Source organism: Bartonella sp. MR110HLJHH, from assembly GCF_042194225.1.
Lineage (GTDB): Bacteria > Pseudomonadota > Alphaproteobacteria > Rhizobiales > Rhizobiaceae > Bartonella > Bartonella grahamii.
The window spans coordinates 78940-92804 of the sequence record NZ_JBHIMQ010000002.1 but is presented as its reverse complement, the minus strand read 5'-3'; the positions used below and the strand labels follow the sequence as shown (position 1 = coordinate 92804).

Genomic DNA, 13865 nt, shown 5'->3' with positions numbered 1-13865 from the left:
ACGGAACTTATATCATTGCCATCAATGATGATATTTTACGACACAACGGGATAAATTCCCCCAAAAATTCTAAAAAATTTTTGTGCAATTTTTTAAAAAGCTTGCGTCTGAGCGCTTTTTATGGTCTTGCAAAGAACTGAAAAGCAAAAATACATCAAGGTCCTTTTTTACTTAAGCTTTTCTCTTTGCAAAAAACATGAGAAAACCTATGGAGCACACAGGACCATGAGAGAGCCACAAGGCTAATCAAAGGAATTTGAGCCCGAAAATAACAAAAGAGCTCACTGTTAAAGGCAGCAAAGAAAAGCGCCATAACGACAACAAAAGAGTTCTTTTTGCAAGAATAGAATTGGATAGAAACGATGAAAATTAATGGCAATGAAATTCGCCCTGGTAATGTGATCGAACATCAAGGAAGCTTATGGGTTGCTGTTAAATGCAACGCTGTAAAACCAGGAAAAGGTGGTGCATTTAACCAAGTTGAAATGAAAAATTTAATTGATGGTACAAAACTTAATGAACGATTTCGTGCTGCTGAAACGGTTGAACGCGTGCGCCTTGAACAAAAAGATTTCACATTTCTTTATCAACAAGGGGATGCTTTGGTCTTTATGGATTCAGAATCTTATGAACAACTTGAACTTCAAAAAGATTTTGTTGGTGAACGTGCTGCGTTTCTCCAAGATGGGATGACTGTCACAGTTGAACTTTATCAAGAAAAGCCTATTGGCATCTCACTTCCTGATCAAGTTGCTGTCACGATTGTGGAAGCCGATCCTGCCATCAAAGGACAAACGGTTACCTCCTCTTATAAACCCGCCATTCTTGAAAACGGGATTCGTATTCTTGTTCCCCCCTTTATGAATGCTGGTGAACGTATCATTGTAGACACCAATGAGTTGATTTATTTGCGTCGCGCAAATGAAAAAGATAAATAAAGGAATAAAAAATGGCCCATTCTGCAGTCATGAATGTCATGGTGCAAGCTGCAATGAAAGCAGGACGCTCGTTGGTGCGTGATTACGGTGAAGTGCAAAATTTGCAAGTGTCTTTGAAAGGACCAGCAGATTATGTCAGCCAAGCAGATCGCAAAGCGGAAAAAATTATTTTCAATGAATTAAGCAAAGCGCGCCCCAAATTTGGTTTTCTAATGGAAGAGTCTGAAGAAATCATTGGCGAAGATTCCCAACATCGTTTCATTGTTGACCCTCTAGATGGCACCACAAATTTTCTCCATGGCATTCCTTTTTTTGCTGTTTCCATTGCCTTAGAAAGTCAAGGGAAAATCGTTGCTGGTGTCATTTACAATCCCGTAAGTGATGAACTCTTTACCGCAGAACGCGGGTGTGGTGCTTTTTTCAATGACCGACGCTGTCGCGTTTCTGCTCGACGCAGACTAGAAGATTGTGTCATTGCCACAGGTATGCCTCATTTTGGTCGCCCAAATCATGGAACCTATCTTATTGAATTACGCAATGTGATGGCGGAAGTTGCCGGACTTCGCCGTTTTGGCGCTGCTGCTCTTGATTTAGCTTATGTTGCTTCTGGCCGAACCGATGGCTTTTGGGAAGATAACCTGCAAATTTGGGATATGGCTGCTGGAATATTGATGGTTCGCGAAGCCGGTGGTTTTGTCACCGATAAAGAAGGCGGAAGCGATATATTTCGCAAAAAAAATATCATTGCTGGCAATGAACACATTCGCATCAAACTAGAAAAAACCCTCAAAAAAGGCATTTAGACCTCAGAAGTAGTGTCATTTTAAAAGGCAATGCTAAAAGTGCAACTTTGCAACATCCCCATAGAGATATCCCTCATCACGCAACCTTATCTCTTATTGAATTGCGCAAGTAATGAGGGAAGTTTCTGGACTTCGCCGTCTTAACGCTGCTGCTCTTGATTTTAGCTTATGTCGCCGCAGGAAAAACCGATGGCTTTTGGGAAGATAACCTACAAATTTTTGATAGAACTACCGGCATACTGATGGTTCGCAAAACCGGTGGTTTTGTCACCGATAAAGAAGGCAACAATATATTTCGCAAAAACACATCATTGCCGGAAATGAACACATTCGCATCAAACTATAAAAAATCTCAAAAAAGGTATTTAACTCTTACAGTTTTTTACAAAACCCTTAGAACCTTAAAAAACCACATGAAGAGAGAGTTTTAAATTTTCTTTACATAAAACGATAGGAAATAACTGATCAGATAGTGACAAAAACATCATCACAAATAAAAAATATACTCGCTATACCCCCCACAAAAGCAATCCTCAACAGCTTACCTTATTGACGTTTCTGTTATTCAAATCCCCCTCCAAACAAGCTAAAAAAGGCAATTATCGCATCCAAAACAAAAACACAATCCATTTCCTCCTCAATATATGCTCTTTATAGTGCGCTATCCATTGATCGAAAAACTCTCCTCTCTCATAAAAACTGCCGCATATGTTTGAGAGTTTTCACGTCTTTTCCACCACTACATAATAGCAGAGATTTCAGAAAACCCACTGATCTATAGGGCTGTTCCCTACCCCTTTATTCAACCGTTTTACAAATAGTTTATCAAATGCCGACGACATTTATAATAATGAAAATCTTTGTTTTCCAAAATTGCTTTCTGCACTTCACTTGCAAGCTGTTCTTTATCTTTTTCAATAGCCTCTTTCAGCGCCTTTACCTTCTTATCCCCAAAGATAACTTTTAATTTTTCTTTTAACTTTTTTTCCTCAACAAGCTTCTCCCAAAAGATCAATCGGTTATCACATGTCTCATTTGATGATTTCATCCACTCTTTAACGCCTAATTTGTAAGCTTCTTCAAATGTTGGATTCCCTTCAACAATGGAAAGATTTTTTGCTCTATTTGTGTCATTCTCTTTACAAGTATTGATTACATCTCTAACTGTGACAGAATGGCAACCATTATCAAAGGCAACATAGCCATTTTTCACTGTTTTAATAAGCTTCTTATAGTAAATGAAAGTTTCTCTTGCCGCCTTATAATCACTGGAAATATCACACAACAACAACAACACATTCTTTTTACAATATAATAATAAAGTACACTCACCAGACCAAGATTCCGAAAGCTTTAGCATTTCCTCTATCTCTTTGTGTTCTATACTTATAGATATGTTGTCCCACAAAGTATCTGTAAATTTTTTCTTTTCATCCTCCCCTGTAAAGTTTTCCTTTTGGTGCTGTTTGCATTCAGCTGTAATCATATCATCAAGAACATATAACCACCAATGAAGTAATAACATCGTAGGTTGACTCCGTTTTTTGTTCGTAAGAGGATCTACAAACTTTTGCAGAGTTATTCCATTCCTTCTCATTAATCGCACTGCTTTTACAAAAAATTTCCTAAAATACGAGGTATCCAAGAGACTACATATTTTTTTGTAATGTTCATAAGTAAGTTTTTTTCCAAGTGCTTGCTTGTACAATAAACGCACTTTGTGCTCCCCTCGAACACAAATATCCTTTACCAATGGAAGCCGATCTCCACTGAATTTCATATCTTCCCTAGGATTTTTTATCCCCAGTACGTCTCTTTCCCATAGCCTTACTCCCTCATCCCATTGTTTCAACCATTCCTGCGATACTTTTTGAGTTTTTGCAAAAAGTCTTTGTTCCCCTTGTGCAATAATATCTTGATATCCAACGCAATCTTGCTCTTTTGGCTCAAGTTGTTTAGTTAAATGCTTGTTTTGATAAATTGCCAATGCAAGCATTAAGCTTCCTCCACAACACACTATCATTGCAAAACCAAACAAAAAATCCACTGAGTATCCCAAATACCACGACTTCCCCATCAATATGATGCGGAAAATTATAACGCCGAATCTTCTGCTCCCACATTCTTTCCCTCATTTCCAAATGACCTTAATTGTAGCTATTATGAAAGCTATTGCCCATTTTATGTCTTCTTCCATTCTTGCTCTCTTTTATTCTCACCAACATTTAACGCAGCTCTTTTATCGATTTCTCGATATTGTATCATTGTGTGTACATCTGATTTGAAAATCACTACATATTATATTTTAATAAAAACAATACACAAAATATAGATATTTTTGTTGGTAAAATAGAACAATTTGTATTTAATAATGCTGTTTTAGTGATTTATGTACTTTAAAGAAAAGCCTTATAAGCCCTCAAAATGCATGATCCATGAAATATTGATTTTCAAAGTAATAAAAACCTTAACTCAACCAAACAGCAAAACAAACTGCGTGCTTTGTTCGCACTGTTTTATAACATCGATAAAAAGCGCCTCTCTGCCTATTTATCAGTTCTTCTTTAAGTAGCCCAGCACCATCATACTCTTATGTCAGCGCCCCCGTTGTGACAGTCCCTACAACTTGTGACGATTCATGAAGAGGACTTATTCTTTCTAAAGTGTTTTATTCACGCGGGCTCTCTCTGCTTGCCACATACAAGAGACATGGTTTTGATTGATTTAATATAACTAAATTTGACATGAGAAAATCCTATAGTATTAATAATCTCTCATAAAAAACAATGAATTATCCTTATAAATCAACGTGACAGTGCTGTTATGAAGAGAACTCCTTGCACATCTTAATAGTTCATAGAGATTAACTGGGTGTCATTTTATATTCTGTACACAGATGAAGTATTTTTATAAAAATGCTCCGTCTCACGCAGAAAAAAGGACAGCCCGTTAAGACTTTAAAAAGAAAAACCTCTCAATGCTTGCCCTCTTTTTTCCATGAGAGATTCAAATTGATAAGCCTGTCTGAAAGGAGTGCTGGTTATGTCCTTAAAGATACTGCTCTTGTATCAAGATCACTTACTCCGGTGAAAATTGGAGTTTTGCGAGGTAAGCATAGACGCCATTTTTTGCCACAAGTTCTGCATGGGTTCCTTCTTCCACAAGAGCGCCTTTATCCATCACGAGAATACGATCAGCTTTTAAAATTGTTGCCAAACGATGTGCAATTACCAAGGTTGTACGATTTTGCATCAATCCTTCTAAGGCGTCTTGCACCAACTTTTCACTGTTTGCATCTAAAGCAGATGTTGCTTCATCAAGTAGCAACAGGGGTGCATTTCTTAGAATTGCCCGTGCAATACCAATGCGTTGTTTTTGCCCCCCAGAAAGCATGGTACCACGTTCTCCTACTTGCGTATCCAAGCCATCTGGTAAAGCTTGAATAAATTCAAGTGCATTAGCCGCCTTAGCGGCAGCAAGGATTTCCTCTTCATGGGTATTTTCAGTTCCAAAAATAATATTATCACGCAATGTTCCATCAAAAATGGCGACATCCTGTGGAACATAGGAAATTGCGCTGCGTAAATCTTGTAAAGAAAGGCGATTAATTTCCATGCCATCCAACCGAATTGTTCCACTTATCGGGTCATAAAAACGAAGGATCAAAGAAAAAATGGTGCTTTTTCCTGCTCCTGAAGCCCCAACAAAAGCAACCGTTTCGCCTGCCTTCACAGAAAACGAAAGCGAGCGTAAAATTTTCTCTTGAGGTCTAGAAGGATAGGTAAAATCAACCTGATCAAAAACAAGTTCGCCTCGAACAGGTTGTTCCAATGACAAAGGATTTTTAGGAGCTACAATAGTAGGTTGTTCTTGTAGCAATTCGGAAAGCCGCTCAGCAGCGCCTGCTGCTTGGATTAACTCTGCCCCCAGTTCCGATAATTGCGCAAAAGTAGAAGCTCCAAAAACCGCATAAAGGACAAATTGCCCTAATGTCCCACCTGTCATCGTTCCATTCAAAACATCGCGCGACCCAATCCATAAAACAGCAACCACACTGCTAAAAACCAAAAAAATTGCAAAACCCGTAAAAAAGGAGCGCAGGATCACGGAAGCACGTGCTGTTTGAAAAGCACGTTCTATCAATTGTGAAAAACGTGTTGCAACGAGTTTTTCTGCGGTAAAAGCTTGCACAGTGCGAATAGCACTGACCTGTTCTGTAGCAACAGCATTGGCATCTGCCAGACGATCTTGCGCCGCACGCGTACGCGAGCGAACTTTCCGCCCAAAAACCACCAAGGGAATGGCCACAACAGGAATAGCAACCAAAACCAACAAAGACAATTTAGCATTGGTAATCACCATCATCACGACGGCTCCGATCACTATAATCAACTGACGCAAAGCAGTAGAGGCGGTAGAACCCACAGCTAATTTTATTTGTGTGGTATCTGTTAGAAGCCTTGAAACAATCTCTCCTGAATGCGACCGATCAAAAAAAGCAGGAGAAAGTTTCATAATATGAATAAACACATCACGCCGTAAATCGGCAACAATCCGCTCTCCCAATGTGATAACACAATAATAACGGCCAGCAGAAGCAAATGCGAGAAGCAAGGCTAAGATAAACAAAATTCCGAAGTAAAAATTGATATGTCCATGGCTTGAAGTAGAAAACCCATGATCAAACATTTGGCGGATAGCCACAGGCAAAGCTAATGTGACAAGAGCAGCAACAGATAACGCTAGAAAGGCAAAGATAAACAACCAACGATAGCGCAAAAGATAAGGAAAAAAAATTGCAAGCGAAGAGAATGAAGATTTTTTAGGGGAAGACTTTGTAGATTTTTCTGAATGATTGAAGAGATTCATAAGGTTTCGCTCACTATATTGAATTTATAACACTTGATACAATGATGCATCTTGAACACTTGTTTTTTTATGCATGCTCAGCTATAGGAATAAATACTTTAATCAATGTATCAAAAAGACAAAGGAAGCGCACTTAAAAAATCGAGCAAGTGCTGTTTCATTCTGTAAACGCAAAAGGTTTTTACGCATGAAAGCGAATATTCATCCCAACTATCACACAATTACCGTTGTTATGACGGATGGAACCCAATATAAAACGCGCTCTACTTGGGGAAAAGAAGGCGATACTCTTAATCTAGATATTGACCCAAGAACGCATCCAGCATGGACAGGTGGCTCCCAAACACTCGTAGACCGTGGCGGTCGTCTTTCTAAATTCAAAAATCGTTTTGGTAATATTGGCATGTAAAAGCCTATTCCTGATTATAAAGAGCACAAGTTTTAAAAAATGATTGCTCTATTGTAAGTGATTGGTTTTTTTATGCTGTAAAGAGTGCACTTTAAATATTAATTCAAAAACGCATCCAACATAAATAGATGGGATCTTAGGCACTAATAAATCTTGGTGGCTGCGTTTTTTAAATTTAAAAATCAGTTTGAAATACGAGCATAAATCCTTCCTCGTAGAGTATAACGACCTGAAATAAAATAATTGCAAACCATTCTTCTTTTTTTGGAACTGAAAAATACCCGTGAAGAGAGTATTCTTGTCGCCGCTAAAGCGGCTAATGCGCTTGAACTGATTCAAGCTTTACCAGATAGCTTGATACGTGAATAGGAGAACGTGGTACCATGCTTTCTGGGGGACAAAACAACACATTGATATTGCACGTACAATTCTAAGAAATGCACCCCTGTTGCTGCAAGCCGGCACCATCATTATATTTGCCAGCTCATGGGTATTGCTACAGCCCTTGGCACTTGAGACGATTTATTATAAACATTTTAAGTCCTTCCTTAATATTTTTTTATTCACGCGGTCTCTCCCCACTTGTAACGTACAAGAGACATGGTTTTTGTTGATTCAACATGGAACAGGTTTGAAATGAGAAAATCCTGTAATATTCGGGATCCCCATTCAACATACAAAACAGTGAACTATTATTATAAATCAAAGTGTTGCTGCTTGATGAAGCAACATCTGCTTTAGATGCAAACAGTAAAAAGTTGGTGCAAAATGCCTTAGAAGGATTAATGCAAAATCGTACAACCTTGGTAATTGCACATCGTTTAGCAACAATTTTAAAAGCTGATCGTATTCTCGTGATGGATAAAGGCGCTCTTGTGGAAGAAGGAACCCATGCAGAACTTGTGGCAAAAAATGGCGTCTATGCTTACCTCGCAAAACTCCAATTTTCACCTGAGTAAGTGATCTTGATACAAGAGCAGTATCTTTAAGGGCACATAAACAGTACTCTTTTCAGACAGGCTTATCAATTTGAATCTCTCATGGAAAAAGAGGGCAAGCATTGAGGTGTTTTTCTTTTTAAAGTCTTAACGAGCTGTTTTTTTCTGCGTGAGATGGAGCATTTTTATAAAAATACTTCATCTGTGTACAAAATATAAAATGATCCCAGTTAATCTTTATGAACTATTAAGATGTGCAAGGAGTTCTCTTCATAACAGCACTGTTACGTTGATTTATAAGAGTAATTCATTGTTTTTCATGAGAGATCATGAATACCATAGGATTTTCTCATGTCAAACCCTCATAGTGAATCAAACAAAATCTCTTGGCTTGCACATCACAAGCAGAGTTAGCGTGTGGAGTGAAGCTTTACAAAAAAGAACAAAATGCCTCTCTTATCCCTTTAAATACCAAGGGCTGTCACAACATTGGGGCGCTGGAAAGAGTATACGACTGGCAAAGAGTATAATGGTGCTCGCCTTACCGAGGAAGCCCTTATGCGGCCCACTTGATAGGCTGGATACAAGCTCTACCCTAAAGACTGATCACACTCTTAAAAAAACTGAATATGAAAAATTTTTCATGCCCTCTATCACCGCCCTAAACAATAGTGTTTACCGAAAATCATGACAAATTGTAATTCACAAATAGGCTTTTCTCATCTGCAAGAGTATCCTTTTATTCTCTTTCAAAAAAACGAACACTTTTTGAACATTGTTTGCAGATCCGTACTATTGAAAAAGAGCAAAGACTCTTTTAGCGCTTTTGGGCTTCTTATAACTTTTGTGAGCGCGTATAAGCAACAGCTTTTATAATAAACCAGCTGTTGGAAAAATCGTAAAATTTTATCAAATTTATTGTTTGTAAATATCACCACAACCACTGTTTTGCTCTTGCAGACACGCATCCTCAAAACACTTTCTCTTTGCTCACAAATTGTCTCTCCAGCTCTTTCTTCCAGTCATAGCCTATAAAAATAAGGATAGCGTACTTTAATTGGACACCATCTTCCCACACCACCACCAACGCCATCATTTATATTTGCAGCCCTCAACTTTATAGCCCCCCCTTGTCGTGCTTTAAGAAGGCACATTAACGATGGTAGAAACATGTACAAAGAGGATATATTTTTAAGGTATTTATGTTTTAAAGCTTACACCAAATCATAATGTTTTTGTATAGTGAGCTAAGCGTCTGCAGAACTAACACCCTAACCCTTTCAAACCGTTCAGCTGTTTCAGTCACAGATAAGCCAAGTTCTACAATTATATCTTCAACCACGAGTTCACCGAGGTACAGAGGATTTTCCACCATTTTTTAGCACTCCCTCTTCAGTGATCCTCTGGATAATTAACTCATTCAGCATCTATACCAGCAAAGCGAAATATTACGTGCTAATTTTCCTTTACAATCATTAACCAATAGCCCTCAAAATGACCTTGTAGTGAATAGAGCTAAAAGGATAAGTCATTCAAAGTCATCTGGAGATATAGCTATATCAAAAGCACCTAAAATACGCCTTAGTTGCTCAGTATAGGCGACCTTCCCCCTTTTATCGTATCAGCTTGTAGAAAACTTTAAGTCCTTTATGTTTAAATCAAAAAATCATAATTGGATTATATTGCATAAAAATGCTTTTTCTGATTTTTCCATTTAACACACGATAAGGTACCATTTAGGCACCATGAGAAGCTTTCCCCTTATATCATGATTTCAGAGCCGCATGAGAAAAACAAAATAAGCCGTTTGGGTGTCTTAAGGTCAAGGATGCCGTTAGACGCAACCTTTAAAGGATTTCCTTGAGCTTAAGGACCAAGGCTTGTTAGTCCTCTCATTAAACGCAGGTCTAATGTTACGATTTTGGAGAGCGATTATTAAGAATTTGAGAGGCAGACAGCCTCTCATCTTGATTTATACACAAACGAATTGCACTCTATTTATTCAAAGAGAATAATTTCATACTCAGGAGGTGCTAAACGGAATAAGAGAGCGTCGTAACCCCATGCAGCATACATGCAGCAAATAGAAAAAACGCCTTCACCAATTGCTAAGATTAATGTGAACGATATACCGGCTTCATCTGCTGTTGCTTCGCGGCGTTGTAAGTAGTATCCGACAAAAAAGAAAAAGCACGTTAATCCGCTCGCACCCGCAAAGAAGCTTAGTACGGCATGAACCGGTCTACGCATGCGGAACAGGATAAGAAAAATTATGAAAGTAAACACTCCAAATATTACAGCGAATACTCTACGCACCATATTGCACAATTTTCGCATCATAATTACAGAAAAGCTCTGTTCTGCGTATCGATTTTTTCTTTTTGTGCTTGTATTCTTAGAAGATATGCTGTCCACAACTCCCCCCATTTTAAACCAAAATGCTGTAAAATTAGCTATTTGTAATTATATCATCATAAAATACAAGAAAAATTTATTCATTTTAACGAAAAATAGGTGTTTTATTGAGATGCAAATCTATTTTGTTAGCAAGAGTTATTCAATCCGTTCGTCAATAAAAAGCCACCCACCTTGCAGAGGAAGCTATCCTGACGCACAAAAACTTCATAAGCTGTATATTAAAATCCACTCAGACATCGCAACTCTCTAATCTACCCGCTTAATCCACCTTTGAAACTGCAATCAAATGAATTCTGCTGATGACAAGTAATGATAACATGAAAAAGAAAAAATATCACAAGATCAAACTATTCAATACAGTCTTAGCTTTATGATTTTCATTCAAAAAGCAAGTGCCCACCCATGAACGACACCATACTAAGATGCTGCGCATTCACAAATTTCCTTTAAAGCACCATCTCCCCTTCCCGAAATCGGACCTCTTGCGCAATCTTATCTTTTGATAGTACCCATTAGAGACTTTTAAAAGGTCCAAGGAGAAAACTCTCTGAGAAAGCTTTCAAGCCTGAAACGCCCCCGCCATTTTTATCATGATGAGGGCACCCAAAATCACGCAGAAACATGTAAAACCTCTCCGCATTTAGGTATAAGGCTTGTGCTTCAAGCGCAGGCTTTTTCTCGTTCTGTTGTCCATTGTCCCAAAGCCGCAAGATGATTCATCAAAGCCCGATGACTAAATGCCTTCTGTGCAACAGCAATATTCTCATCTTTTCCAGCCCATGCTTTTAAAGCAGCTGCTTGCAATGCCCGTCCATAAGAAAAAGTCAATTTCCAAGGCAATGCGCCCAAAGAATTCATGGCAGATAAATGCGCCGTTGCTTCCTGATCAGACTGTCCTCCAGAAAGAAAAGCAATTCCTGGAACAGCGGCAGGAACAGTCTGTTTAAGCACCTGGACGGTCTTTTCAGCAACTTCTTCAACAGAAGCGTTGCGGGCATCCTTTCCATCAATCACCATATTGGGTTTTAAAATCATCCCCTCCAAAAGAACACGAGCTTCAAACAATTCTTTAAAAACGGTCTGTAAGACAGCTTTTGTCACCTCAAAGCAGCGTGTAATGGAATGCCCACACGATGGTCCATCCATCAACACTTCGGGCTCAACAATCGGCACAATCTTGAACTCCTGACACAAAGCAGCATAGCGTGCAAGAGCTTGTGCGTTTTGTCTTATTGCGCCTCTTGTTGGCAAAGTGTGTTCATCAATAGCAATTACCGCACGCCATTTAGCAAAACGTGCTCCCAAAGCATAATAGTCTTTTAGCCGCTCACGAAGACCATCCAACCCTTCGGTAATTGTCTCTTGTGGAAAAGCGGCCAAGGGTTTTGCACCGGTATCAACTTTAATCCCTGGCAAAGCGCCTGCATCCCGAATAAGATCCGTCAACATTTTCCCAGTTGATGCTTTTTGCCGAATGGTTTCATCAAATAAAATAACCCCAGAGATGGCGCTTTCCATTGCTTCTTTTGTACTAAAAAGCATTTCACGATAAGCACGGCGTCTATCTTCATTGGATTCAACACCAATGCTTTCAAATCGCTTTCCAATGGTCGCCGTACTTTCATCTGCCGCCAAAATACCTTTACCCGCATGCACCAAAGCAAGTGCAATATCTTCAAGCCGTTCATTCATAAAAAATTCCTCTTTATTTTGTCTTAAAATTTCATTTTGTCTTAAACTTCCAAAAGTGCGCAACACTATCAAAACACCCTTAAACGACCGTATAGTTTTTCTTTAACCTTCTTCTTCAAAGAAGCCCTCTAAGCCTGCATAAGGGCAAGAATGCCAGGCAGAACCTTACCTTCCATCCATTCTAAAAAAGCCCCTCCAGCAGTCGAGAGATAAGTAAAATCATTGGCAACACCAGCATGATTAAGAGCAAAAACTGTATCGCCCCCTCCCGCAATTGAAACCAACTTTCCCGTCAAACTACGTTCTGCTGCATGGCGTGCAACTGCAATGGTCCCCTTATCAAAAGGAGACATTTCAAAAACACCAAGGGGTCCATTCCACACAAGAGTAGCAGCTTTATCTATTACAGTATTGATATGCGCAATAGAGCGTGTCCCAATATCCAATATCATGCCATCTTGTGGAATATCTTCAATGTCATAAAGACGATGCGGTGCATCTTTTTCAAAGCGAAATCCAACGACAGCATCCTGAGGAAGCAGAAGGGTACATTGACACTCTTGCGCTTTTTTGATGATTTTTTTTATCGTGTCCATCAGCGCATGTTCACACAGTGACTTACCAACAGACACACCTTGCGCTGCTAAAAAACTGTTAGCCATGCCCCCACCAATCACGAGATGATCAACCTTTTCCACCAAATGATTGAGCACAAAAAGCTTGCTGGAAACTTTCGCTCCTCCCACAATGGCAACCACAGGGTGTGTTGGATTGCCAAGTCCTTTTTCTAACGCCTGCATCTCACCTTGCAAAGAGCGCCCTGCATAAGAAGGCAACAAATGCGTTATTCCCTCCACCGAAGCATGGGCACGATGAGAAACTGAAAAAGCATCATTGACATAGAGATCCCCATTATGAGCCAAAGCTTCCGCAAAAGAACAATCATTCTTTTCTTCACCAGCATAAAAACGAACATTTTCAAGCAGTAAAACACCCCCATTTTGTAATGACTCAACCGCAACCTGCACCACCGAACCGATACAGTCAGGAACAAAAGAAACAGGCTGATTAATGATCTTTTCCAGCACTTGCACAACAGGACGGAGTGAAAACTCTGGCTCTACCTTTCCTTTGGGGCGACCACAATGAGAAAGCAGAATAAGTTTAGCACCCCGCTTTTGTAGCTCAACGAGTGTCTCTTTATGTCGCTCTAAGCGTGTCGTATCACAGACCTTGCCCTGCGCCATTGGCACATTAAAATCCACCCGCACAAGAACACGTTTTCCAGTGACATCAACATCATCAAGTGTACGAAACCCCATCACTGCTTCCTCTTCACTTTCCATTGTTTCAAATAAAAACGCATCCAACAACCCTGCCCACTTTTCTTTCCACTTATCCCCTCTTTGCTTTTACAAGAGATCCACGACAGCCCATCTCTCACCCTCTGCTTCTGAAAAGCCAAAGCTTTCATCATCAAATGTACAAAAGCCCACCATTGCTCTTAATCTTCATATCCCATTGTGGCAAACAAATGCATTGGCTCAACTTGATCTCTATTAAAGCTTCCTTTTACTTCTAGGCAAAAGAATTTACATCTCCTAATTTTCTGACGTTTTCTCAAAGAGTGTCTCGTTCAGATCTTACTTTTTCAAAGTTTACTCTTTCATGCAGCTTTTAAAAGCACGTATTGACCCAGTATTAAAACAAAACACACCATCAATTTTTCAATAGTTTCTTCTCTCCAGCGCATGAGAACAACAGCCTCTATCTGTTGTTCTCAAAATTGTACAAAAAT

At 39.3% G+C, this 13865-nt stretch carries 10 protein-coding genes and 1 pseudogene; 6 read left to right on the top strand and 5 right to left on the bottom strand.

From position 1 onward, the window contains the following. Nucleotides 1-362: 362 nt before the first annotated feature. The 3 genes from efp (at nucleotide 363) to ACFIKB_RS02270 (ending at nucleotide 2172) form a co-directional block, all read left to right on the top strand. A complete protein-coding gene (gene efp, locus ACFIKB_RS02280) occupies nucleotides 363-938 on the top strand; it encodes an elongation factor P (RefSeq protein WP_273787683.1) in 576 nt (191 codons plus the stop codon). A gap of 11 nt (nucleotides 939-949) precedes the next feature. Continuing rightward, nucleotides 950-1741, top strand: coding sequence for an inositol monophosphatase family protein (locus tag ACFIKB_RS02275; protein WP_273787682.1), 792 nt, complete (start codon nucleotides 950-952; stop codon nucleotides 1739-1741). A gap of 155 nt (nucleotides 1742-1896) precedes the next feature. Next, nucleotides 1897-2172 (top strand): inositol monophosphatase family protein, encoded by a 276-nt coding sequence (locus tag ACFIKB_RS02270; protein ID WP_375652707.1) that lies wholly within the window; start codon nucleotides 1897-1899, stop codon nucleotides 2170-2172. Between the two features lie 380 nt (nucleotides 2173-2552). Here ACFIKB_RS02270 and ACFIKB_RS02265 read toward each other — a convergent pair whose 3' ends face one another. Together ACFIKB_RS02265 and ACFIKB_RS02260 are read right to left on the bottom strand one after the other, a co-directional pair. Next, nucleotides 2553-3788 (bottom strand): hypothetical protein, encoded by a 1236-nt coding sequence (locus ACFIKB_RS02265; protein WP_375652705.1) that lies wholly within the window; start codon nucleotides 3786-3788, stop codon nucleotides 2553-2555. A gap of 1031 nt (nucleotides 3789-4819) precedes the next feature. Then, the gene (locus tag ACFIKB_RS02260; RefSeq protein WP_273787678.1) at nucleotides 4820-6610 is read right to left on the bottom strand and encodes an ABC transporter transmembrane domain-containing protein; all 1791 of its coding nucleotides are present in this window, start codon (nucleotides 6608-6610) and stop codon (nucleotides 4820-4822) included. 187 nt (nucleotides 6611-6797) lie between these two features. On the opposite strand from ACFIKB_RS02260, the gene rpmE reads away from it, so the two are divergent. From rpmE to ACFIKB_RS02245, 3 genes and pseudogenes are all read left to right on the top strand, one after another. Next, nucleotides 6798-7019, top strand: a complete 222-nt coding sequence (rpmE, locus tag ACFIKB_RS02255) for a 50S ribosomal protein L31 (RefSeq protein ID WP_015856961.1) — start codon at nucleotides 6798-6800, stop codon at nucleotides 7017-7019. Nucleotides 7020-7262: 243 nt separating this feature from the next. Beyond that, nucleotides 7263-7388 carry a hypothetical protein gene (locus ACFIKB_RS02250; protein ID WP_375635519.1) on the top strand — a complete coding sequence of 42 codons (126 nt, stop codon included), beginning with the start codon at nucleotides 7263-7265 and terminating at the stop codon, nucleotides 7386-7388. Nucleotides 7389-7726: 338 nt separating this feature from the next. After that, nucleotides 7727-7978 (top strand): annotated as a pseudogene (locus ACFIKB_RS02245) (ABC transporter); the annotation flags it as partial. Nucleotides 7979-9955: 1977 nt separating this feature from the next. Here ACFIKB_RS02245 and ACFIKB_RS02240 read toward each other — a convergent pair. From ACFIKB_RS02240 to ACFIKB_RS02230, 3 genes are all read right to left on the bottom strand, one after another. Beyond that, on the bottom strand, nucleotides 9956-10207 hold the full coding sequence (locus tag ACFIKB_RS02240; protein WP_375652704.1) for a hypothetical protein: 252 nt from the start codon (nucleotides 10205-10207) through the stop codon (nucleotides 9956-9958). Between the two features lie 828 nt (nucleotides 10208-11035). Then, nucleotides 11036-12067, bottom strand: a complete 1032-nt coding sequence (locus tag ACFIKB_RS02235) for a class I fructose-bisphosphate aldolase (protein WP_375647357.1) — start codon at nucleotides 12065-12067, stop codon at nucleotides 11036-11038. Nucleotides 12068-12195: 128 nt separating this feature from the next. Continuing rightward, the gene (locus tag ACFIKB_RS02230; RefSeq protein WP_375652806.1) at nucleotides 12196-13389 is read right to left on the bottom strand and encodes a phosphoglycerate kinase; all 1194 of its coding nucleotides are present in this window, start codon (nucleotides 13387-13389) and stop codon (nucleotides 12196-12198) included. Nucleotides 13390-13865: the final 476 nt, after the last annotated feature.

Excerpts from the sequence above, each read along its gene's own strand:
- efp (WP_273787683.1), top strand. The coding sequence starts at position 363 with ATGAAAATTAATGGCAATGAAATTCGCCCTGGTAATGTGATCGAACAT.
- ACFIKB_RS02275 (WP_273787682.1), top strand. The coding sequence starts at position 950 with ATGGCCCATTCTGCAGTCATGAATGTCATGGTGCAAGCTGCAATGAAA.
- ACFIKB_RS02260 (WP_273787678.1), bottom strand. The coding sequence starts at position 6,610 with ATGAATCTCTTCAATCATTCAGAAAAATCTACAAAGTCTTCCCCTAAA.
- rpmE (WP_015856961.1), top strand. The coding sequence starts at position 6,798 with ATGAAAGCGAATATTCATCCCAACTATCACACAATTACCGTTGTTATG.
- ACFIKB_RS02240 (WP_375652704.1), bottom strand. The coding sequence starts at position 10,207 with ATGCGTAGACCGGTTCATGCCGTACTAAGCTTCTTTGCGGGTGCGAGC.
- ACFIKB_RS02235 (WP_375647357.1), bottom strand. The coding sequence starts at position 12,067 with ATGAATGAACGGCTTGAAGATATTGCACTTGCTTTGGTGCATGCGGGT.
- ACFIKB_RS02230 (WP_375652806.1), bottom strand. The coding sequence starts at position 13,389 with ATGGGGTTTCGTACACTTGATGATGTTGATGTCACTGGAAAACGTGTT.